General features: G+C 71.7%; 15 protein-coding genes. 6 read left to right on the top strand and 9 right to left on the bottom strand.

From position 1 onward, the window contains the following. Positions 1-164 precede the first annotated feature (164 nt). Positions 165-3,401, top strand: a complete 3,237-nt coding sequence (locus tag MRBLWH3_RS14665) for an ATP-dependent helicase (protein WP_363433331.1) — start codon at positions 165-167, stop codon at positions 3,399-3,401. A gap of 2 nt (positions 3,402-3,403) precedes the next feature. Continuing rightward, positions 3,404-6,745 carry an ATP-dependent DNA helicase gene (locus MRBLWH3_RS14660; RefSeq protein ID WP_363435542.1) on the top strand — a complete coding sequence of 1,114 codons (3,342 nt, stop codon included), beginning with the start codon at positions 3,404-3,406 and terminating at the stop codon, positions 6,743-6,745. 45 nt (positions 6,746-6,790) lie between these two features. On the opposite strand, the gene MRBLWH3_RS14655 is transcribed toward MRBLWH3_RS14660, so the two are convergent. Continuing rightward, positions 6,791-8,143, bottom strand: coding sequence for a phosphotransferase (locus MRBLWH3_RS14655; protein WP_363433328.1), 1,353 nt, complete (start codon positions 8,141-8,143; stop codon positions 6,791-6,793). Positions 8,144-8,220: 77 nt separating this feature from the next. On the opposite strand from MRBLWH3_RS14655, the gene nudC reads away from it, so the two are divergent. Continuing rightward, complete coding sequence (gene nudC / locus MRBLWH3_RS14650) at positions 8,221-9,135, top strand: NAD(+) diphosphatase (protein ID WP_363433326.1); 915 nt, start codon at positions 8,221-8,223, stop codon at positions 9,133-9,135. Next, the gene (locus tag MRBLWH3_RS14645) at positions 9,132-10,910 is read left to right on the top strand and encodes an ATP-dependent helicase (RefSeq protein WP_363433324.1); all 1,779 of its coding nucleotides are present in this window, start codon (positions 9,132-9,134) and stop codon (positions 10,908-10,910) included. Before nudC ends, MRBLWH3_RS14645 begins: the two co-directional genes overlap by 4 nt. Positions 10,911-11,693: 783 nt before the next feature. On the opposite strand, the gene MRBLWH3_RS14640 is transcribed toward MRBLWH3_RS14645, so the two are convergent. Continuing rightward, positions 11,694-13,139, bottom strand: coding sequence for a zinc-dependent metalloprotease (locus MRBLWH3_RS14640; RefSeq protein WP_363433322.1), 1,446 nt, complete (start codon positions 13,137-13,139; stop codon positions 11,694-11,696). Positions 13,140-13,285: 146 nt separating this feature from the next. Between MRBLWH3_RS14640 and MRBLWH3_RS14635 the strand changes: the two genes are divergently transcribed. Together MRBLWH3_RS14635 and MRBLWH3_RS14630 are read left to right on the top strand one after the other, a co-directional pair. After that, positions 13,286-14,413, top strand: a complete 1,128-nt coding sequence (locus tag MRBLWH3_RS14635; protein WP_363433319.1) for a YlbL family protein — start codon at positions 13,286-13,288, stop codon at positions 14,411-14,413. Between the two features lie 91 nt (positions 14,414-14,504). Further along, entirely contained in the window at positions 14,505-17,411 is a 2,907-nt protein-coding gene (locus tag MRBLWH3_RS14630) for a UPF0182 family protein (protein WP_363433316.1), read from the top strand. Positions 17,412-17,464: 53 nt separating this feature from the next. On the opposite strand, the gene MRBLWH3_RS14625 is transcribed toward MRBLWH3_RS14630, so the two are convergent. The 7 genes from MRBLWH3_RS14625 to idi are packed head-to-tail and all read right to left on the bottom strand — an operon-like array spanning position 17,465 to position 23,074. After that, positions 17,465-18,358 carry a prenyltransferase gene (locus tag MRBLWH3_RS14625; protein ID WP_363433314.1) on the bottom strand — a complete coding sequence of 298 codons (894 nt, stop codon included), beginning with the start codon at positions 18,356-18,358 and terminating at the stop codon, positions 17,465-17,467. Next, a complete protein-coding gene (locus tag MRBLWH3_RS14620) occupies positions 18,355-18,678 on the bottom strand; it encodes a lycopene cyclase domain-containing protein (RefSeq protein WP_363433311.1) in 324 nt (107 codons plus the stop codon). Before MRBLWH3_RS14620 ends, MRBLWH3_RS14625 begins: the two co-directional genes overlap by 4 nt. Further along, complete coding sequence (locus MRBLWH3_RS14615) at positions 18,675-19,028, bottom strand: lycopene cyclase domain-containing protein (protein WP_363433308.1); 354 nt, start codon at positions 19,026-19,028, stop codon at positions 18,675-18,677. Before MRBLWH3_RS14615 ends, MRBLWH3_RS14620 begins: the two co-directional genes overlap by 4 nt. 2 nt (positions 19,029-19,030) lie before the next feature. Further along, positions 19,031-20,596, bottom strand: a complete 1,566-nt coding sequence (crtI, locus tag MRBLWH3_RS14610; protein ID WP_363433305.1) for a phytoene desaturase family protein — start codon at positions 20,594-20,596, stop codon at positions 19,031-19,033. Beyond that, entirely contained in the window at positions 20,593-21,474 is an 882-nt protein-coding gene (locus MRBLWH3_RS14605) for a phytoene/squalene synthase family protein (protein WP_363433302.1), read from the bottom strand. Before MRBLWH3_RS14605 ends, crtI begins: the two co-directional genes overlap by 4 nt. Next, entirely contained in the window at positions 21,471-22,526 is a 1,056-nt protein-coding gene (locus MRBLWH3_RS14600; RefSeq protein WP_363433300.1) for a polyprenyl synthetase family protein, read from the bottom strand. Before MRBLWH3_RS14600 ends, MRBLWH3_RS14605 begins: the two co-directional genes overlap by 4 nt. Beyond that, positions 22,523-23,074, bottom strand: coding sequence for an isopentenyl-diphosphate Delta-isomerase (idi, locus tag MRBLWH3_RS14595; protein WP_363433297.1), 552 nt, complete (start codon positions 23,072-23,074; stop codon positions 22,523-22,525). Before idi ends, MRBLWH3_RS14600 begins: the two co-directional genes overlap by 4 nt. Between the last annotated feature and the right edge of the window lie 113 nt (positions 23,075-23,187).

Raw genomic sequence — 23,187 nt, 5'->3', positions numbered from 1 at the left:
GGGCGATAGTTGTCTTGCCGGATGGCTGAGGGCTCCTGCTGGCTCAAGGGCTCAGGTCTCCCCGGACGCATGGCAACTCTACGACACCGCGCCGCGGCATCCGCCCGTCGCAGGAACGCTCTGGGCGAACGACCGATGTCGCTGCCTCGCGCTAGCGTCGAAGGGTGACTTCGGACAAGCCGGCCTCCGCGGCGTACCACCCCGACGCGGCGCAGCGAGCCGTGCTGGCACTGCCGTCGGACGCATCGGGCGTGGTGGTGGGCGCACCGGGCTCCGGAAAGACCGAGACCCTGATCGCGCGGGTCGCGGCCCTGATCGAGGGCGGTGTCGAGCCCGATTCGGTGCTCGTGCTGACACCGTCACGGCAGACCGCCACCGCCCTTCGCGACCGGCTCGGACTCGCGGTGCGCGTGGCGACGACGGGGCCGCTCGCCCGGTCGGTCGCCTCGTACGCCTTCCAGGTCGTGCGGGCGCACGCCGTCGCCGCAGACGCCGATCCACCGCAGCTTCTCACGGGCGGGGACGAGGACCAGATCATGCGCGACCTCCTCGAAGGCGACGACGAGGACGAAGCGGCCGGCGCCGTGCGCTGGCCGGACTGGCTCGGCTCGGCGATCCGCGGCACGTCCGGATTCCGCACCGAGGTCCGCACGTTCCTCGCCGAGTGCACGACGCTCGGCATCAACCCGCGCCGTCTGCGCGAGCTGGGCGAGCGCCACGAGCTACCGGCCTGGGTGGCGCTGTCCTCCTTCTTCGGGGAGTACCTCCAGGTGCGGTCCGCCATGCGCGGCGCCCATCGGGACGCCGCGGGGCTGGTCCGCGAAGCCGTCGGGCTGCTGCGCACCGCTCCGGTGGCCGGCCCGGCCGTCGGAGGCGCGCGCGTCGTCCTGGTCGACGACGCGCAGGAGCTCACCCTCGGCGGGGTCGAGCTGCTCGAGGCCGTTCGGTCCCGGGGCGCGGCGGTACTCGCCTTCGGCGACCCCGACGTCGGGTCGGGTTCCTTCCGCGGCGCGACTCCCGAGAACTTCGCCCGGCTGGCCGCGTCCCTGGGCACGGTGCACGTGCTCGCCGAAGTGCATCGCGGTACCGCTTGGCAGCGAGAGCTCGTCGGCCGCGTCACGCAGCGCATCGGCGCGGTCGGCGTGGTGGCCCATCGCGGCGCGACGGCCGGCGCGGAGGTCGACGGCTCCGTCCGGGTGCTGACGCTGCGCTCGGCCGCGGAGGAGTACGACGCTGTCGCGCGCGTGCTGCGGGAGCGACACGTGCATGAGGGTGTGCCGTGGCACGCGTGCGCCGTCATCGCACACGACACGCGCCAGGTCACCGCGCTCGAGGCGGAGCTGTCGGCGCGTGAGGTGCCGACGCGCTCGAGCGGGCCGGGACGCGCGCTCGGCGCCGTGCGGCCGGTCGCCGACCTGCTGCGGCTCATCGAGCTCGCCTCGCGAGACGAGTGGACGTTCGACGAGGTCTCCTCGGCGCTCGTCGGCACCTACGGACGACTCGACGTGATCGAGCTCCGTCGGCTGCGCTCGGCGCTGCGGCATGCGGAACTCCGACGCGTCTTCGAGAGCGAGGCCGAGCGCGCCGAAGGAGGGGGCCGCGTGGAGAGCGCCGAGCGCTCCGGTCGAGACCTCGTGCTCTCGGCGATGCGTCAGCCGCTCGAGTTCGACCTCCTCGACACGCGCGAGGCCCGGCGTGCGGCGTCGCTGGCGCGCACGCTCGCTGTGCTGCGGGAGGACCTCGATCGCGGGGCGACCGCGCACGAGCTGCTCTGGACCGCCTGGGACCGTAGCGGACTCGAGCGCGGGTGGGGTGAGCTCGCGGGCGGCAACGGTCCGCTGGCCGAGCAGGCGAACCGCGATCTCGACGCGCTCGTGGCGCTCTTCCAGGCCGCCAAGCGTTTCGTCGAGCGGTCGCTCGACGCCGATCCGCGCGTGTTCGCACGGTCCATCCTGGACAGCGGCGTCGCCGAGGACCGGCTCGAAGCGCCGACGCGCGACGACAGCGTGCGCATCATGACGCCCGCCGGCGCCCTCGGGCTCGAGTTCGACACCGTCGTCGTGGCCGGCGTGCAGGACGGTGTCTGGCCCAACACCCGGCTGCGGGGCAGCCTGCTCGACACGTGGCGTCTCACGGATGCCGCCACCCGCGCCGACGGTGAGACACTCGGTGCGTTCGACCGCCGCCGCGGGGCGATGCACGACGAGCTGCGACTGCTCGCCCGCGCGCTGTCGCGCGCGACGGCGCAGGTGATCGTCACCGCCGTGGACGACGACGACACCGGCCCGAGCGTGTTCTTCGAGCTGCTGCCCGACCCCGAACCCTTCGAGCTCGATCACCCGCTATCCCTCCGTGGACTCGTCGCGCGGCACCGGCGCACCCTCACCACGGCGGTCCCGCGCTCGACTCCCGTGTCAGCGCCCCACGCCGCGCCGGCGGTGCGCGCCGCGGAGCAGCTCGCGCTGCTGGCGGATGCCGGGGTGCCCGGCGCCTCGCCCCACGACTGGTACGGCGTCGCAGGGCCGACATCGAGCGGACCCCTGCGCGATCTCTCGCGAGAGGACGTCCGTGTCTCGCCCTCGCGCCTGCACGCCCTGGAAGAGTGCGAGCTCAACTGGGTCATCGCCGACCTCGGCGGCGACCCGGGCGGCACCACCGCCGGCCTCGGCACGATCATCCACGCGGCCCTCGAGCACGCGCCCGGGCACGATGAGGCGGCCCTGTGGAGGGAGGTCGCGTCGCGCTGGGGCGAGCTGACGTTCGAGGCGGAGTGGCGCGATCGGGCCGAGCAGACCCGCGCACGCGATCTGGTGCGACGCCTCCACCTGTACCTCCGGCGGTTCGACGACGCCGGCGGGACGCTGATCGGGGCGGAACCGCACTTCGAGGTCGTCATCCCACTGGACGACGGCGCAGCGGCGGGCGAGGTGCGCGCGGCCGACGCCGGGCTCGACCCCGATGCGGGGGCCGGGGAGCACCGCGTCATCCTGTCGGGGTACATCGATCGCGTCGAGCTGACGCCGGAGGGAACCGTCGTCATCATGGATCTCAAGACCGGCAAGCGCGAGCCGCAGACCGACGCCAAGGTGCTCGACAATCCGCAGCTCGCCGCCTACCAGCTCGCCTTCGAGTCGGGCGCGATCCCGGAGGCGAAGGACTTCGCACCCGGAGGCGCGAAGCTCTTGGTGCTCCGGCCGACCGCGACGAGGTCCGACTACGTCACGCCCTGGCAGCCGCCGTTCGACGAGGAGCGCCGCGATGCGTTCGTCGGCCGCATCCGCACCGCGGTCGCGGTCATGCGCGGGGTGAGCTTCACCGCGCCGTACGAGGAGCACTGCCGCGACGAGCATTCCTACGGGCTCTGCCGGATCCACACCGTGGGCGCGGTGAGCGCCTCGTGACCATCGCGCAGCCCCTGGACACGCAAGCCGTGTCCCCGGCGCCGATCCTGTCGGCGCGCGTGATCGCCGCCGCACTCGGACAGTTCCCGCCGACCGACGAGCAGGTCGCCGTCATCGAGGCGCCCTTGGGGCCTGCCCTCGTCGTCGCCGGCGCAGGCAGCGGAAAGACCGAGACGATGGCGGCCCGAGTCGTGTGGCTGGTCGCGAACGGCATCGTCCGTCGCGACGAGGTGCTCGGCCTCACTTTCACGCGCAAGGCCGCCGGCGAGCTTGCGGAGCGCATCCAGAAGCGCCTCGCGAGACTCGCCGAGTTCGAGCGCCGCGGCGTGCTGCCGTGGCTGCCCGCGCTCGCCGAGGAGGGACGGCTCGACGTGTTCGGCGAACTCGAGAGATCCGGCGCCGACGGGGCGAGGGCGGCGGCCGAGCGTCACCGCCTGCTCGACGCGCTGGCGCAGGGGGTGGACGCTCTCGCTCAGGGTTCCGTCGACGACGCGCTCCTGCACAGGCCGAGCGTCGCAACCTACAACAGCTTCGCCGACCAGATCGTGCGTGAGCACGCCCTCCGGATCGGACGGGACGCCGAGGCCGCCGTCCTCTCGGAGTCCGCGGCGTGGCTCCTCATGCGCCGCGTCGTGTTCGCGTCAGACGACCCTCGACTCGAACGACGGGGCGAGGCGGTGCGCACGATCGTCGACGCGGCGCTGCGGATCGCCCGCGACGGCGTCGACAACCTCGTCGACTTCGACGCGCTCGCCGCATTCCCCGAGCGCTTCGGTGCCGTGCGCGAGCTGCCGTCGACCAATCGGCGCACCACGGTCTACACCGACGTCGCCGATGCGGCCGACCGGGTCGACGCGCTCGCGCTGCTGGCCGACCTCGCGCGCGAGTACGCCGCCGAGAAGATCCGGCTCGGGGTCATCGACTTCTCCGATCAGGTCGCCGGCGCCCTGGAGGTGGTCGCAAGCCACAGCGCGGTCGCCCAGGAACTGCGCGACCGCTACCGCGTCGTGCTGCTCGACGAGTACCAGGACACCTCCGTCGTCCAGACCGACCTGCTGGCAGCCCTCTTCGCCGGCACCGGGGTGATGGCGGTCGGCGATCCGCACCAGGCGATCTATGGGTGGCGCGGCGCCAGCGCCGGCAACCTCGGCGGGTTCGCGGCGGCCTTCGCGCCCGGCGCGGCGTGCGCGCAGTATTCCCTCCTCACGAGCTGGCGCAACAGCTCTTCGGTGCTGACGGCCGCGAACGCCGTGCTCGCGCCGCTCGCCGCGTCGGCTTCCGTCGCGGTCGGCGAGCTGCAGCCGCGTCCCGGGGCGCCGGCCGGGATGGTCGAGCTCGGTTTCGACGCAGACCTCGACACCGAGGCCGACCGTGTCGCCGAGTGGTTCGCGCGGGTCCGCGCCGAGCGCGCCGACGCCGGTCGCACGACCACCGGGGCGATCCTCTTCCGCAGCAAGAAGCACATGGTCCGCTTCGGAGACGCTCTCGGGCGCCGCGGCATCCCGCACCGCATACTCGGGCTCGGCGGCCTGCTCTCGACGCCCGAGATCGTGGACGTCGTGTGCGCGCTGCGGGTCATCAGCGACCCCTCCGCGGGGTCGGCGCTCATCCGGCTGCTGTCGGGGCCACGGTGGGCGATCGGGCTTCCCGACCTGCGCGAGCTCGCGGCGCTGTCCCGCCGCCTCGCGCGTCATGACGCCGCCCTGCAGCCTCTCGCGCCCGAGGTCGTCGAGCGCATCCGGGGGAGCGCCGGCGACGATGACGGCTCGCTCGTCGATGCACTCGACTTCGTGCTGCGGCAGAAGCCCGACCACGGCTGGCTGGAGGGCTTCACGCCCGAGGCGCGCGTTCGGCTGCGGGACGCGGCATCCGTCTTCGCGGGCCTCCGTCAGGCGAGCGGCATGCCGATCCCGGAGCTCGTGCGCCTGATCGAGCTGGAGCTGCGGCTGGACATCGAGCTCGCGGCGAACGAGTCTCGGGGCCCCGCGCGCATCGCGTCGGCGCAGCTGCGCGCCTTCGTCGACGAAGTGCACGCCTTCCTCGCTGCCGACGAGACCGGGTCGCTGTCGAGTCTGCTCGCGTGGCTCGAGCATGCCGAGCAGCTGGACGAGTTCGCGCCCCGCACCGAGCCGCCCGAGGATGACGTCGTGCAGCTCTTGACGATCCACGGATCGAAGGGGCTGGAGTGGGACGCCGTGGCCGTCGTGCGCCTCGTCAAGGATGAGCTGCCCAGTGCACCGCGCGACACGAAGGCCTGGCTCGGATTCGGTGTTCTGCCTTACGCGTTCCGCGGCGACTCCGCCTGGCTGCCCGCGCTCGGCTGGCAGTCCGCGACGACTCAGCAGGAGCTCAAGGAGGCGATCGAGGCGTTCGTCGAGGCGAACCGCGCTCGCCAGCTCGAAGAGGACCGCCGCCTGGCGTACGTGGCGGTCACTCGCGCCCGCGACCACCTCCTGCTCACGGGCGCGACATGGTCGGGCACCAAGCGTCCCCGCACGCGCAGCACGTTCCTCGCCGAGATCGCTGAGGCGCTCGACGTGTCCCTGCCGGACGGCGAGCCCGGCGATGACCCGTACCAGGGGGAGCGGCGCGTGCTCACGTGGCCGATCGATCCGCTGGGCGCGCGCCGGGCGGCCGTCGCGACCGCGGCCGCGACCGTCGAGGCGGCGCTCGACGCCCCGCGGGCCGGGGTCGATCCTCAGGCGGCCCTGCTGCTCGCCGAGCGCGTCGCGCGTCGCGCCCGCCCGGTGCACACCGCGCCGACCCGCATCGCCGCGTCCCGCTACAAGGAGTACGTCGCCGACCTGGAGGGCACCCTCGCGAGCATCGCTCGGCCGATGCCTGAGCGCCCTTTCCGGCAGACGCGCCTGGGCACGCTCTTCCACGCCTGGGTCGAGCAGCGCTCCGGCCGCGCGGGGCTCGGTGGCTCGCTCGACGACGCGCTGTGGGAGACGGACGAAGACGTCCCGGGCACCGAGGCATCGGTCGAAGACGCCGCGGCGCTCGCGGCGCTGCGCGAACGCTTCCTCGCGTCGGAGTGGGCACCGCTGCAGCCGATCGAGGTCGAGACCGAGATCGACTTCACCACCATCGGCCCGGACGGCCTGCCGCACATCGTCATCTGCAAGCTCGACGCCGTGTACCGGCGCGAGGACCGCGGCGGTCGCATCGAGATCGTCGACTGGAAGACCGGCGTCGCGCCGCGCACCGCTGCCGAGAAGGATGAACGGATGCTGCAGCTCGAACTGTACCGACAGGCCTATCACTCCAAGCACAGCGTGCCGCTCGACGAGATCGATGTCGCCCTTTTCTATGTGGCGGAGGGCGTCATCCTGCGCAGCTGAGACGCTCCCGTGCGGTCACGGAGGTCTTGTCACCGCAGTTCCGTCTCAGTCGGCGAGCCAGCGGCGCAGCGCCGCCTCCGACGCGCGCTCCGCCTCGGCCGCGGCATCCAGTCCGCCCCCGTCGTCGCGCTCGCTCGAGGCACCCGGTGCCGCCGCGGCGGGAAGCGCGATGGGCGCGGTGGACAGGTCGTCGTCCGGGTGCCGGCGGGGCAGCTGCACCGCCGAAGCGTCGAGGTCGACGGGTCGGAACGCGGCGAGATCCTCGGCCGAGATCTCCTGGGTGTCGAAGGACTCCGGCGCGGCCACAGGTCCCGTGTCCTGCCGGGCGTCATCCTCGGTGTCGACCCACTGCGCCAGCTCCGCCGGGTCGTACGCATCGGTCTGCATCGACGTGTCGATCGTCGGCGCGTCGGCACCGGGCGTGCGCTCGAGGAGCGCGATGGCGCCATCGACGTCGAGTGCGGCGCCCGACACGATGTCGTCACCGGCCACGCCCGCCGCCAAGGACTCCAGCAGCTCGACGGCGTCACCGACGATGTCGTCGCGGTCGGTGTCGTGCCCGTGCACGAGCCACTTCGCGAACTCGAGTTCGGCATACAGCCGGGCGCGCTCGCGGGCCCGGGCGTCGGGGGCGCGTCCGCTGTCGGCGACGTAGGCGGCGTAGACGTCCTCGGCGGCGTCGGGCGCGGACGCGAGCCATTGCAGGTCGGTCGCGGGGTCGCCGATCGACAGGCCGTGCCACTCGAGCAGTCCGGTCACTGTCGGGATGCCGTCGAGGTCCTCGAACAGGAACGATGCGGCTCCGGCGCCGCCGAGCACCACGGCTGATTCGAACCGCCACAGGTCGTCGGCGTCGACCGCGCGGTGCCAGCGCTCCGCCAGGCTGACCGGCAACCGGCGGGACGCGACGGCGCGCTCGATGAGGCGCGTGACATCGGCACGCACTTGCTGCGGGGTGCGCGCGGGCAACCCCTCGCCCTTGACGATCGAGTGCGGCAACGAGTGGAGCGCGGCGAGAGCCGCGCCGAGCGAGGTGGCCGCACCGCGTCCGGGCGGCAGGTGCGCGGCGTCGACGCGGTATCCGGGGAGGAAGTCGACGACGACCACCCGTGTGTCGCCGAGACCGGCCTCGCCGAGCAGCTCGGGGGCGCGGAAGGGGAGCAGGCCTCGCACACCCGGGGTGAGTGCACGCAGCGCACGCACCTCCGCCGCGAGCTCCGGGGCGGACGACGGGTCGGCAGGGACGCGCACGACCACACGCCGCCCGTCGTCGAGATCGGCGACCGCCGCGTCGTATCGACCGGCGGCGCCCTCGGTGAGCGCGCCGACCCCGACGACGCCGACCCGCGGGAGAGCCGACGTGACCGACGCGGCTAGAGTGAGGGGTGAGCGTGCCATGTGCCCAGGGTAGGTCGGTCGCGCTCGTCCGTCCCCGCGCCACGCCCGGCCCTGAACGACGAAGCGGAGCATGTTCGATGACGGCGCCCGACAGCACGAGCCTGAATCCGCTGGCGCATCCCGGACTCGATCGCGCGGCCGATGAGCGGCTGGTTCCCGATCTTCTCGAGACGGCGAGGACGGATGCCGAGTCCCGGGCCCTGGTGGTCGCAGGCGACTCCGCGCCGCTCGCCGCACCCGATGCGCTGCTGTGGCTCGCTCCGTCGGATGTTCCCGGCGGAGCTGAATGGGCCTTCCTCGGACGTGATGACAACGGGACTGCCCTGCTCGCAGCCGTGTTCACGTCCCAGGACGAGGAACTGTTCGTTGCGCCCGCGGGCTGGGCGGGCCTGCGCACGATGGGAGCCGTGCTCTCGGCCCGCGACGCCGGCGCATTCGTGGAGGCACTCAGCCTCGGGCGCTGGCTGATCGACGCCCCGTTCTGCCCGGCGTGCGGCACGCCGACCGTTCTGGGGGACGCCGGCTGGTCGCGCCGCTGCCCGAACTGCGGGCGGCAGCATTTCCCGCGCACCGATCCGGCCGTGATCGTCGCCATCACGAGCGCCGACGACCCCGACCTCCTTCTCCTCGGCTCGAACGCCCTGTGGGGCGCCGACCGCTTCTCGTGCTTCGCTGGGTTCGTCGAGGCCGGCGAATCGCTCGAGGCGGCCGTGCGCCGCGAGGTCGCGGAGGAGTCCGGTGTCGAAGTCGCCACCGTGATCTATCGGGGATCTCAGGCATGGCCCTATCCCCGCTCGCTGATGGTCGGGTTCCTCGCCGAGTCCCTCGACGATACGGCGGCGCGCGCCGACGGCGAGGAGATCGCGGCGATCCGCTGGTTCACGCGGGACGAGATCGGCCGAGCCCTGGCGGGGGACGGCGATGTCGTGCTCCCCGGACAGGCGTCCATCGCGCACCGGCTCATCGCCGACTGGCACGCGGAGCGCGCGTGAACGCCGGCGCGCTGGCAGGGCTGGACGAGCAGCAGCTCGAGGCGGCGACCGCGCTGCGGGGTCCGGTGGCGGTGCTGGCGGGCGCCGGCACGGGCAAGACCCGCGTCATCACGCATCGCATCGCGCACGGCGTCGACACCGGAGCGTACTCGCCCGGACGCGTGATGGCGGTCACGTTCACGACCAAGGCCGCCGGCGAGATGCGGGGCCGGCTGCGGACGATGGGCGTGGCCGGGGTGTCAGCCCGGACCTTCCACGCGGCCGCTCTCGCACAGCTCAACTTCTTCTGGCCGACCCTCGCCGGCGACACCGCGCCGGGCATCATCGACAACAAGGTGCGCATGCTCGCCCACGCGGCCGACGGCATCGGGCTCGCACCCGACGTTGCCACGCTGCGCGACGTCGCTTCCGAGATCGAGTGGCGGAAGGTCTCGATGCTCGGTGTCGACGCGTATGCGGCGGCCCGCCCGAACGGCGTCGGCCGCCTGGGGGTCGACCGCGTCGTGGCGCTCCAGCATGCGTACGAGAAGCTCAAGGACGAGCGCCGGCAGCTCGACTTCGAGGACGTGCTGCTCGCCTGCGCCGGCATGCTCGAGGCGGAGCCGCAGGTGGCCAAGGCCGTGCGCGAGCAGTATCGCCATTTCACCGTCGACGAGTTCCAGGACGTCTCGCCCCTGCAGAACCGGCTGCTCGAACTGTGGCTGGGGGATCGCCGCGACCTCTGCGTCGTGGGCGACGCGAGCCAGACGATCTATTCGTTCGCCGGTGCCGACGCCGCGTTCCTCCTCGACTTCCCGTCGCGGTACGAGGGCGCCCGCGTCGTGCGCCTCGAGACGAATTATCGGTCCGATGCCCCGATCCTGGCGGTCGCGAACGAGCTGATGCGCGGGCGCCCCGGAGCGCTGCACCTGTCGGCCGCCGCCGACCGGACTGCGGGGACTGAGACCGCGCCGGTTCCGACGGTGACCGCGTTCGAGGATGACCGGGACGAGGCTCGCGCGGTCGCCGCGCGGATCGCCGCGCAGATCGCCGACGGCGCGGATCCACGCCACATCGCGGTGCTCTACCGCGCGCACGCGCAGTCGGCCGAGCTGGTGGCGGCGCTCTCCGACGCGGGCATCGCGACGACGGTGCTCGGCGGCCGCCGGTTCTTCGACATGCCCGAGGTGCGGCAGGCGGTGATGGAGCTGCGCGCGGCGTCGATCGCTCCCATCGAGAGCGGTTTCGTCGACACCGTTCGCGACATCCTGCGCTCGCGGGGCCTCACCGACGAGCCGCCGGAGGCCGGCGGTGCCCTCCGCGACGCCTGGGAGGCCCGCGCCGCCCTCCTGCGCCTCGCGCAGGAAGCCCCCGCCGGCACGACTCTCCGTGCCTTCGCAGACGAGCTCACCGCGCGGGCCAAAGCCCACGACGAGCCGGCGATGCGCACCGTGACGCTCGCGACGCTGCATGCGGCCAAGGGCCTGGAGTGGGAGCACGTGCACCTCGTCGGCGTCGCGGAGGGCGTGCTTCCCATCTCGTACGCCACGACGTTCGAGCAGGTCGACGAGGAGCGCCGACTCGCGTACGTCGGCATCACGCGGGCCGGGCGAACGCTGTCGCTGTCCTGGGCGCGAGGCGCACGGGAGAGGCAGCCGTCGCGGTTCCTGCGAGAGATCGGCAACGGCACTCTGCGTGCGGGCGGTGCGAGCGCACGTGCCGGTGCAGCGAGCCGGCGCGCAGGGTCACCGAGCGGGTCCGGGCGGCCGAGGGGTGCAGCGCGCGCTCCGCGATGAGCCGACCCGCGACGATCCCCGACTCCCACAGCACCGAGGGCTCGCTCTCGACGGCGCGACCCAGCAGTTGCGCCGCGACCGCCGGCCACGACGGATCGCTGTCGCGGCGGTGAGCCGCGACGCACGCGAGGCATGCGCTCCGGCCGGGTTCGACGAACGGGCCGACTTCTGCACCTGAGCCGGTGAGCGCGACCGGCACATGATCGACGTCCGCGCTCATGAGCGCGGCGACCGCGCCGGGCACGACCACGCGATGAACGACGAAGACGACGGCCGCGGCATCCGTTCCGACGCTCCCGACCGCATCGAAGCAGTGGGCGGTGTCGACGTCGTAGCCCTCGGCGGAGAGGCCAGCGGCCACCGCATCGCGATGCTGGTCGGGCACGTCGTCGGCGCACTGGACCACGATGCGGCGGCGGGTCGCGGCATCCGTCATCAGAGCGCGGCGGATCCGTGACAGGAACCGCGCCGCCGTCGCGGCGTCGGGAGCACCCAGCGCCTGCGCGAACGGGATCGCCGCACCGTCGGGGAGACCGCGCTCGAGCTCGCGCAGCAGCCGCTGCTGCCACGGCTGGGGATCGTCGAGCACGGCGACCGGCTCAGCGCCGAACTGGATCGTCGAATCGGTCCGCCACACGGGGGGATACGAGGGGTCGAGTCGGAGCATGGGCCCGATCCTGTCGCACCGGACGGGCCTGACGACCGGTATCCACAGGCCACGACCCCGATTCGCCGCATCCGGTCGGACTGGGGAGGAACCGGTGACCCGGTGCCGGGCCGCCGCTACACGGGCCGATGGTCGTCCGGCGCGCCGCGCTCGCCCTCGTCGCCGGAAGCATCGGATTCGGGAGGAGAATCGGATGCTTCGCCCGCGGCCGATCCGCCGGGCTCGTCTCCGGCGAGCAGGCGCGCCAGGGCGTCGTCCATCTCGTCGCGCAACGGCTCCTCGCCGCGGGCGCGTGCCTCGAGGCGGGCGACGAGCCCCGCGGGATCGTCGATGTCGGACGCGCTCGGCATGAGGTCGGGGTAGTCCCACAGCGCGTCGCGCGCGGCGGGGCCCACCGCAGCCGTCACGGCCCTCCACATGGCGGCGGCCTCGCGCATGCGGCGCGGGCGGATCTCGAGGCCGACGAGCGAGCCGAGTGCGCGCTCGGCCGGACCGCCGACGGCACGCCGGCGACGCACGGCCTCCGAGATGCGTTGCGCCGAGGGGAGCCGCGACGTGGCATCCTCCGTGACGACCTCGACCCAGCCTTCGACGGTGGCGAGGAGATTCTCCAACCGTGCAAGGGCGGCGTCCTGCGCCTCGGAGCGGGCGGGCAGCAGCGCACCGCTCTCGATCGCGCGGCGGAGCTCCTCGGGCTCGGACGGGTCGAAGCGCGTGGCGAGATCCTCGAGGGCGTCGGTGTCGACGTGCACGCCGCGTGCGAAGTCGGTGACCTGCGAGATGACATGCAGGCGCAGCCAGCGCGCGTGCCGGAACAGGCGGGCGTGGGCGAGCTCGCGGGTGGCGACGTAGAGGGCGAGCTGGTCCTCGGGCACCTCGAGATCGCGGCCGAAGTCCGCGAAGTTCTGGGGGAGGATCGCCGCCTGACCGTCGGGCATCAGCGGGATGCCGACGTCGCCGCCGCTCACGACCTCCTTCGACAGGTTGCCGACGACCTGGCCGAGCTGCGACGCGAAGAGAGAGCCGCCGACCGTGCGCATGAGACGCCCGGCTCCCTGCACAAGACCCTGCATGTCTTCGGGCGCCTGCTCGCTCAGCGCGGTGGTGAGGGCGTCGGCGATGCTCGTCGCGACCGGAGCCGCCAGCTCCTGCCACACCGGCAGCGTCGCCTCGACCCACGCGCCGCGCGTGAGCGTCGCCGGGGGCGCCGGCAGCTCCGCGATGGTGGTCGCCTCGCTCAGCCACAGGGTCGCCAGGGCGAACGCCTGGTCGAGGTCCGTGCGCTGGCCCGCGGTCACACCCAGGCCCTCCTGGTTGGCGATGTGCAGCGCTTGGCGCTTCGCCATGTCCCACGAGATGCCGGTCTCGTCGGCCCCTTCGAACGCACCCTGCAGCTGGCGCATCACCGCCTGCATCATCGCGGGGTCGATGTTCATTCCCGACAGCCGCGACAGCTGCTCGGGGTCGAAATCTCCTGCCGCGCCACCGAACAGCTGCCGGATGAGCTCCTGGAAGTCGTCCTCGGGGCTCGGGTCGCTCCCGCCCGTGACGTCGTCTGCCACTTCAGCCGCCTTTCAGCCGGTCGATGAGGTTGCGTTCTACGCTAGTCGCAGCATCCGTCGCACTCCCCGGCAGGGACCCCTTACGCCTTACGCCGGTCGCGAACGACCAGGCGCATCACCCACAAGGCACGGAAAAGAGGTCCCGCGTGGCCCTGTTCGACGAGAACACGACGATCGAGCCCGCCCCGCGGCCGCGGATGTCCCGCCGCACGCTGGTGGGTGTGTGGGCGCTCGCCGTCGCCATGGTGGTGCTCCTCGTCATCACGTTCCTGCCGACGTCGTACGTCATCCAGCGCCCCGGACCCGTCTACAACACGCTCGGCACCGCCGAGAACGCCGACGGCGAGGAGGTGCCGCTGATCTCGGTCGAGGGCGCCGAGACGTACCCGACCGAGGGATCGCTCGACCTCCTCACGGTGCAGGTGCAGGGCAACCGCGAGCACACCCCGTCGTGGTTCGAGCTCGCCATGGCGTGGTTCGACCCGAGCCGCGCCGTCATGCCGATCGACGCGATCTTCCCCCAGGACCAGACCACCAAGGAGCGCAACGAGGAGAGCGCCCAGATGATGGTGGACTCGCAGCACGAGGCGACCGCCGCGGCGCTGACAGAGCTCGGCTACGACGTCGGCGCGACCCTGTCCGTCTACTCCGTCATCGACGGCGCCGCCGCCGAGGGGATCCTCGAGCAGGGCGATCTGATCCTCACGGCGAACGGCGAGGATCTCACGGATGTATCGACCCTGCGCTCCGTCATCAACGAGGGCGAAGGGGCCCCGGTCGAGCTGCTCATCGAGCGCGACGGCGAGCAGCAGACGGTCGAGGTCACTCCGAAGGAGACGACCGACGACGACGGCGAGAAGGGCTGGATCCTCGGCGTCAACCTCACGACGGACTACGACTTCCCGATCGACGTCACCATTCAGCTCAACAATGTCGGTGGTCCGAGTGCGGGCATGATGTTCGCGCTCGGGATCATCGACACACTGACCCCGGGCGAGCTCAACGGCGGCGAGCAGATCGCCGGCACGGGCACGATCACCGCGGACGGCGAGGTCGGGCCGATCGGGGGCATCCGTCAGAAGATGTGGGGCGCGGTGGATGCCGGCGCCCAGTGGTTCCTCGCGCCCGAGGCGAACTGCGACGAGGTCGTGGGGCACATCCCCGGCGACTTGCGCGTGTTCTCGGTGGAGGACCTCGACGACGCGCTGGCCGTGCTCGACGCGGTGAGCGAGGGCGACGATCTCGACGTGCTCCCGACCTGCACCGCGAAATGATGAGGATCGTGCCCGAAACGTTGCGAGTTTCTTAGAGTTCGCCCAGGGAGGACAAGGCGGGCGCCGAGAATCGCGCGCCTAGGATGGGAACGTGACCACGACCTCCGCGCCGACTCCGGCCACACCCTCTCGCACCCGACGCGTCATCGCCATCACCCTCGCGGTCATCGCCGCGCTGGTCGTGGCGTTCTTCATCTTCGCCAGCCTCTACGCGGACTGGCTCTGGTACGACCAGCTCGGGTTCTCCGAGGTGCTGCTGACCCAGTGGGTCGCGCGTGTCGTGATGTTCGTGGTCGGCTTCCTGGGCATGGCCGTGCCGGTCTGGCTGTCCATCCAGCTCGCCTACCGGCTGCGCCCCGTGTACGCGCGGCTGAGCTCCCAGCTCGACCGGTACCAGGAGGTCGTCGAGCCGCTGCGGCGACTGGCGATGTGGGGCATCCCGATCTTCTTCGGCTTCTTCGCCGGCTTCGCCGCCTCTGCGCAGTGGGAGACCACATGGCTGTGGTTCAACGGCGTCGCCACCGACGCGACCGACCCGGAGTTCGGCCTCGACACGGGCTTCTACATGTTCGCGATGCCGTTCTGGAGTTCGCTCGTCGGTTTCGCGTCGGCGGTGCTGCTGATCTGCCTTCTCGTCACGGCGCTGGTGTCGTACCTGTACGGGTCGGTGCGCATCGGTCAGAGGGAGCTGCGCATCTCGAAGTCGGCGCGCATCCAGCTCGCGGTGATCGCGGGTCTCTATCTGCTCGTGCAGGGCGCGAGCCTGTGGCTCGACCGGTACAAGACACTCGTCGAGCCCGGCGACCGCATCACCGGCCCCGGCTACACCGGTGTGAACGCGATCATCCCCGGCCAGACGATCCTCGCGTTCGCGGCGGTCATCGTCGCGATCCTCTTCTTCGTGACCGCGATCATCGGTCGCTGGCGCTATCCGCTCATCGCGACCGCGCTGCTGGTCGTGTCGGCGATCGTCGTCGGCGTGGGCTACCCCTGGGTCGTCAACACGTTCCAAGTGCAGCCGAACCGCTTGACGCTCGAAGAGGAGTACTACCAGCGCAACATCGACATGACCCATGCGGCCTACGGCGTCGACGGCCTCGAGCAGGAGGACTTCACCGCCGTGACCGACGTCACAGCCGGTCAGTTGCGCGACGACGCCGCCGCGACCGCCCAGCTGCGTGTCATGGATCCGGCGATCATCTCGCCGAACGTGCGGCAGCTCGAGCAGTACCGCGGCTATTACCAGTTCGCCGACCCGCTCGACGTGGACCGCTACGACATCGACGGCGTCTCGCAGGACACCATCGTCTCGGTGCGTGAGCTCGACCTCAACGAGCTCGGCAACGCGGCCGACTGGCAGAACTCCGCCGTCGTCTACACCCACGGGTACGGGCTCGTCGCCGCCAAGGGCAACGACCGCACCAACGAGGGCGACCCCGTCTTCCTCGAGCGCGGCATCCCGGCCGCCGGCTTCCTCTCCGACCAGGAGGACTTCCAGCCGCGCGTGTACTTCGGCGAGTACTCGCCGCCCTACTCGATCGTGGGCGCGCCCGACGGCGCCGACCCGGTGGAGCTCGACTACCCTTCGGGCGAGGACGGCGCGGGCGAGACCAAGACCACGTTCGAGGGCAGCGGCGGGCCGAGCCTGGGCAGCGTCTTCAATCGACTCATCTACGCGCTGAAGTTCCAGGCCGAGCAGATCCTGTTCTCGGACTACGTGAACGAGGACTCGCAGATCCTCTACGACCGCAACCCGCGCGATCGCGTGCAGAAGGTCGCGCCCTACCTGACGCTCGACAATGACGCCTACCCGAGTGTGGTCGACGGCCGCATCGTGTGGATCATCGACGGCTATACGCTGAGCGCGAATTACCCGTACTCGTCCACGGTCAGCCTGACCTCGGCGATCTCGGATTCGTCGAACCCCGCACCGCGGTTCGCGCTCGACGACATCAACTACATCCGCAACTCCGTGAAGGCGACCGTCGACGCGTACGACGGCTCCGTGAAGCTCTACGCGTGGGATGAGAACGACCCGGTGCTGCAGTCATGGCAGAAGGTCTACCCGACGACGATCGAGCCCATCAGCGAGATGTCCGCGGACCTGATCAGTCACGTGCGGTACCCGACCGACCTGTTCAAGGTGCAGCGCACGATCCTCGGCGTGTACCACGTCGACGACGCGGCCTCGTTCTATCGCAGCGACAACCGCTGGCAGACCCCGAACGACCCGCAGGAAGAGACGGCCCTGCAGCCGCCGTACTACCTGACGATGCAGATGCCCGATCAGGACCAGCCGACGTACTCCATGTTCACGTCGTTCATCCCGGCGGCGACGGCCGGCAATGCCCGCAACGTGCTGATGGGGTACCTCGCGGTGGACTCGAATGCCGGGGCCGAAGCCGGCGTGAAGAGCGAGGACTACGGCAAGCTGCGCATGCTGGTGATCGATGCCGACACGACGGTGCCCGGTCCAGGTCAGGTGCAGAACACCTTCAACTCGGACCCGCAGATCTCCGCCCAGATCAACCTGCTGAAACAGGGGCAGTCCGAGGTGCAGAACGGCAACCTCCTGACCCTCCCCGTCGGCGGTGGCCTGCTGTACGTGCAGCCGGTGTTCGTTCAGTCGTCGACGGGAACGAAGTTGCCCAAGCTGCAGAAGGTGCTGGTCTCGTTCGGCGACGACATCGCCTTCGAAGACACGCTGAACGAAGCGCTCGACACGCTCTTCGGCGGCGATTCCGGCGCCGACGCAGGTGACACCGATGTACAGCCCACCCCGGGAGCCACGCCCGCACCGACTCCGGAGCCGACCCCGACCGAGCCGACCACCCCGGCGGAGCCGACCGACGAGTACCAGGCCGCCCTGCAGGAGGCGCAACAGGCGATGCTCGACCGCCAGGCGGCCCTCGAGGCGGGCGATTGGGCGGCATACGGAGCCGCCGACGAGCGTCTCACCGCGGCGGTCGACAAGCTCATCGAGCTCGGCGGCCAGTAAGCAGGCACCCACGAGGGCCGGCCCCTTTCAGGGCCGGCCCTCGGTGTTCCCGCTCAGGCCGTGAGGACGGCGTACCAGATGAGCAGCAGCGTGACCGCGAAGCCCGAGAACTGGTTGAGCCACAGGAAGCGGCGCCAGCCGGCCGTCGCGGCGGCCGCATCGGCGTCCGCGATCGAGCGGTAGGGCCACACGGTCACGAGGTACGGCAGTACGAGCACGGCCGCGATCGGCCCCGGCCACGACGTCGCGAGCATCGCCACGCCGGCGGCGGCGTAGCAGGCGAGCGCGAAGCGGACCGTCCAGCGGGCGCCGCGCGCCGTGGCGATCGACGCGATGCCCGCGTCGCGGTCGGCCACGACGTCCTGCACCGCCCCGAACGCGTGCGAGGCCACGCCCCACAGCGCGAATGCGCCGATGAGCGCCACGAGCGGCAGCGTCCACGTCGCGCCCGCGAGCACGAGTCCATACATCGCGGGGGAGAAGAAGTGGATGCTGCTGGTCGCGGAGTCGAGGAACGGGCGCTCTTTCAGCCGCAGCGGCGGCGCGCTGTAGAAGACGACGAAGAACAGGCTCGCGGCGAGCACGAGCCACGAGGCGGGGGACCCGACCGCGACGAGGTAGGCGACGAACGGCAGGCACAGCAGCGCGGAGGCCCACAGGGTCACCCGGTGCATCCGCCGATCGAGAACCGCCCCGTGCGCGCCGCCCTTGCGCGGGTTGCGCAGATCGGACTCGTAGTCGAAGACATCGTTGATGCCGTACATGGCGAGGTTGTAGGGCACGAGGAAGAACAGCGTGCCGATCCCGAGGGTCAGGTCCATCTCGCGCGTGGTCAGGATGTACGCCGCCGCGAACGGGTACGCGGTGTTGATCCAGCTGACCGGCCGCGAGGCGATCAGGAGCTGGCGCGCGACGGCGCCGGCGCGCAGGGGCGGGGCGGATGTCACGAGCGCGCCTCCCTGCGAGGGGCCCGTGAAGGCTCCAGCAGCGTGAACACGGCCGGCACGAGGAATGCCGCGCACACGGGGTAGGCGAAGTCCTCGATCGGCGCGAGCCCGATCCGCACGCCCGAGATCAGCGCGTCGGGATAGGTGAACAGCCCCGCGGCGATCATCACGTTGTCGAAGACGGCGGTGAGCGCGACGAGGAGGCCGGCGGCGATGACGGATGCCGTCATCCTGCGCCCGAAGCCGGGCCGTCGCACCGTCAGCAGCACGACGACCGCCGTGAGCACGACGAACGGCACGACGATGAGGATGTACGTCATCGCCCCGCCTCCGCCCGCGAGGGCGCAGCATCCGTCTTCCGCCGTTCCCGCAGGCGCAGCGCCCCGGCCCACGCGACGAGCGCGAGGTAGCTCAGGAACGCCAGGAACGCGGGCTCCTCGAGGGGGAGGTGCGGGGCGAGGTCCACGCCGAGCAACAGGGCGCTGTCGCCTTTGACGAAGACGCCCGCGGCGATGCCGACGGCGTCCCACGCGAGGAAGAACGCGGTGCCGATGCCGACCGCGAGAGCCGTGCGTCCGGGCGCGTGCCACGCGGCGAGGCGCCAGCGCCGGTCGAGCAGCAGCACGCCCACGGTGGAGACGAGGATCGCGGCGAGGTAGATCCCTGGCACCGTCACACCCTCGCCGGTTCCGCGAGGGGACCGGGGGAGCGATCTCCGCGTAGACGTTTGACGACGAGCTCGGCCGAGATGAGGCACATCGGCAGGCCGATGCCGGGCAGAGTGGAGGCGCCGACGTACGACAGGCCATCGACCCTGCGCGACGTGTTCCGGGGGCGGAAGACCGCGCTCTGCCCGAGCGTGTGCGCGAGGCCGAGCGCGTTGCCGCGCCACGCGCCGAGATCGTCGGCGAAGTCGCCGGGGGCGACGGTGCGCCGCACCACGACGCGCTCCGCCAGATCCGGGATGCCGCACCACTGCTCGATCTGGGAGACGACCCGGTCGGCCGCGGTCTCGATCGCCGGGTCGCCATCGCCGTCGATGCCCCCGTGCCCCAGCTGGGGGTCTGCGGGCACGGGGACGAGCACGAAGAGATTCTCGTGCTCCGGCGGCGCCACGCTGGGGTCCGTGGCGCTGGGACGGCAGATGTAGAGCGATGCGGGGTCCGGGATCCGCGAAGGGGTGCCGAAGATGTCGGTGAAGTTCGCACGCCACTCCTGGGCGAACAGCAGCGTGTGGTGAGCCAGCTGCGGCAGTCGGCCCTCGACGCCGAGCATCACGAGCAGCGCGCCGGGGCTGGGCGTGCGCGAGCGCCACCACTCCTCGGGATAGGTCTGCTCGGCGCGCGGAAGCAGTCGGGTCTCGGTGTGGTGCAGGTCGGCACCCGACACCACGAGGTCGGCGGGAACGCGGTGGCCGCCTGCGAGCTCGACCCCGGTCGCGGCGCCGGAGGCGGTCGTGATCGCAGTGACCCGCGTGCCCGTCGCGATCGCGACTCCGGATGCCTCGGCCAGGCGCACGATCGCCGCCACGAGCTCGCGGAACCCGCCGCGCGGGTAGAGCACCCGATCTCCGAGATCGAGGTGGCTCATGAGGTGGTACAGGCTCGGCACACCGTACGGCGATCCCCCCAGGAACACTGCGGGGTACTCGAGGATCTGCCGGAGCCTCGGGTCGGTGAACCGTCGCTCGACGTGTCGGGCGAGGCTTCGCGTCAGCAGGGGCGCGAGGCGCGGCATCCGCCGCAGCAATGCCGGGTCCCTGAGGCCGGCCGTGGTCTCGTACGTGTCGTAGAGGAAGCGTGTGACGGCGAGGTCGTACGCGTCGGCGGCGGAGTCGAGGTAGGCGTCGAGGCGGTCGCCGGCGCCGGGTTCGACGCTCTCGAACAGCGCTGCGGCCTCGGTGCGTCCCGAGCGCACGTCGAGGGGCCCGAGGCCTGTCGCGGGATCGGAGTACACGCGGTAGGCCGGGTCGAGCGGCACGAGGTCGAGCTCGCGCTCGGCGGTCGTTCCGAGCAGCCGGAAGAAGTGCTCGAACACCTCGGGCATGAGGTACCAGCTGGGACCGGTGTCGAAGCGGAAGCCGTCGCGCTCCCACGACCCGGCACGCCCGCCGAGCTCGTCGCGCGCCTCGAACAGGGTCGTGTCCCAGCCCTCGGTCGCCAGCAGCGCCGCTGCGGCGAGCCCGCCCACGCCGCCGCCGATGACGACCGCGCGTCGCGGTCCGTCGACGAGCGTCATGCGCGCACCTCCCGGGGGGCGAAGCCGAGCAGCGCGCGCGCCGCGAGACGCGCCTTCACGGCGTCGGGTACGCGCACCCGCTCCTGGCGCCCGTCGCAGGCGCGCAGGCGCACGGCCAGTTCCGCGAAGAGATCGTGCGCGGCGGTCACCGCGCGTCGGCAGTCGGCGGGAAGCGCAGGGATCGCGCTCGCGGCGGAGGCGAGATCCCTGTCGATGCGATCGAGCACCGCCGCGCGCTCGCCGTCCGCCGTCGACAGGCCGAGGTAGTCGCGTCCGAGCACCGTTTCATCGTGGCGGAGGTCGCGCAGGAAGTTCACGTCCTGGAACGCGGCGCCGAGACGACGAGCGCCCTCGACCAGTTCAGGCGAAGGGGCGAGCGGACGCGGAGCCCCCGCGTTGACGAACACCTGCAGACACATCAGACCGACGACCTCGGCCGACCCGTAGACGTAGGCATCGTGCGAGGCGGCGTCATGGCGGAGGGTGTCGAGGTCGGTGCGCATCGACGCGAAGAACGGGCGCACGAGATCCTCGCCGATGCCGCACGCGCGCGCGGTACCCGCGAACGCGTGCACCACGAGGTTGGAGCTGAAGCCGCGGTCGATCGCCGACAGCGTCTCGTTCTCGAGTTCGTCGAGGATCTCGCCCGCGACCTCCGGCGACAGTCCGGCTTCCTCGGCGGGACCGTCGACGATCTCGTCCGCGATGCGCACGAGGGCATACACGTTCCGCACGTGCGGCCGCGGGCGCGGGCCGAGTAGCCGGCACGCAAGCCCGAACGAGGTCGAGTAGCGCGCGATCACGGTGGCCGCGGCATCCGCCGCAGCCTGGTCATACAGGGCGAGACCTGTGGGGGACGCGGCGCGCACGATGCTCATGGGATCCGTCCTTCGATGCCGTCGGCGAGGGTCCGCAGAAGGGCTCCCGCACGGTCGGGGAGCGCGGGGTCGTGCGAGGCATCCCGTACCGCCGCCAGCGTCTCCTCGACCAGGTGCACGAGGCGCTCCCGGGCGCCGGTCTGCTCCAGGACGAGCTGCGCCTCGCGCACCGCGACCGGACCGGTGCGCGCGAGTGCGAGCGCCTCGTCGATGCGTGGCGCGGCGTCGGACTCGCGGGCGAGTGCGACCAGCGGAGTGCGCTTGTTCTCGCGGAGATCGGGACCGGTGTCCCGGCCGGTCTGCGCCGCGGTCCCGAACGCCCCGATGAGGTCGTCGACGAGCTGGAAGGCGAGTCCGAGACGGCCACCGGCCTCGCCGAGCACGCGCAGGGCGTCGCCGTCGGCGCCCCCGAGCAGTGCGCCCGCCTGCAGCGGCGCCCGGAACGTGTACACGGCGGTCTTGTTGAACGCCGTGTCGAGCGTGGAGACGCGGGACGGATGCCGCGCCGCGACGCTGTTCTCCACGTCGGCGAGTTCGCCGGCCGCGGAGATGAGGACGGCGTCGTCGACGAGGGTCAGGAGGCGATCCCGGGTAGCGTCATCGGTGTGGGCCATGGCGACCAGCCGGAAGGCCTCGTGGAGCAGGATGTCACCGGCCAGGATCGCCGCGGCGTCTCCCACCAGGGCGGCGCCGTCGGTGTCGGCGCCGCCATCCTGCGCGCGCCGGCGGAACTCGCCGCCGATGTTGGGCACGCCGCGGCGCATGGTGTCGTGGTCGATCACGTCGTCGTGCACGACGAACGCCGTGTGCAGCAGCTCGAACGCCGCCGCGACCGAGAGGACGGCCGACGCGTTGGCGTCGTCGATGCGGAACGCCTCGAAGGAGGCGGTGACCAACGCCGGACGCAGGCGCTTGCCGCCCTGCGCCGCGCGGGTGATCGCGTCCCCCAGCGCACCGAAGCCCGGTCCCAGCTCGGAGGCGCGCTCGCGGATGCGCGTGAGCGCACCGTCGATCGCGATCCGGAGGTCGGGATCGGCCGCCGCCGGGATCATGACGCGCGTCTCTCGCGCGACGGCGTCTCGAACAGGTGCAGCTGCTGTGCCTGGAGCACGAGCCAGGGGCTGAACGCCCACGGTGTCGCCTCCAGCGAGACGGCGAGCGCCTCGGGTCGGACCCACCGCGCGTCGATGGCCTCGAGCGGGTTGAGCACGGGCTCGTCGTCGGTATACGCGGTGTAGACGGGACACACTTCGTGCTCGACGATGCCGTTGGCGTCGGTGGCGCGGTACCGGAACAGCGGGAGTGCGACGCGGAGGTCGCTCAACGTGAGCCCGAGTTCGAAGTCCGCGTGACGACGGACGGCCGAGAGCACCGGCTCCGCGGGGCGGGGGTGCCCGCAGAACGAGTTGGTCCACACGCCAGGCCATGTGCGCTTCGAGAGGGCACGGCGCGTGATGAGCACCTGACCCTCGCCGTTGAGCACGTGGCAGGAGAAAGCGAGATGCAAGGCGGTGTCGGGGCCGTGCACGCTGGATTTCGGCGCGGTGCCGATGGCGCGGCCGTCATCGTCGAGCAGAACCACGTGGTCGGTGTCGGGCATCCGATCACTCCTCTCAGATTGCTAGCTAAACTAGCAATGCCTCTTGTGCGATGCTACAACGGGTCGGAGGGAACGTCCACGATGTCCGAACGCTGGCTGCCACAGACGGATCA

It is taken from the genome of Microbacterium sp. LWH3-1.2 (assembly GCF_040675855.1).
In the GTDB taxonomy this organism is placed as follows: Bacteria; Actinomycetota; Actinomycetes; order Actinomycetales; family Microbacteriaceae; genus Microbacterium.
The sequence above is the reverse complement of the archived record's forward strand: the minus strand, read 5'-3'. Positions and strand labels throughout refer to the sequence as shown.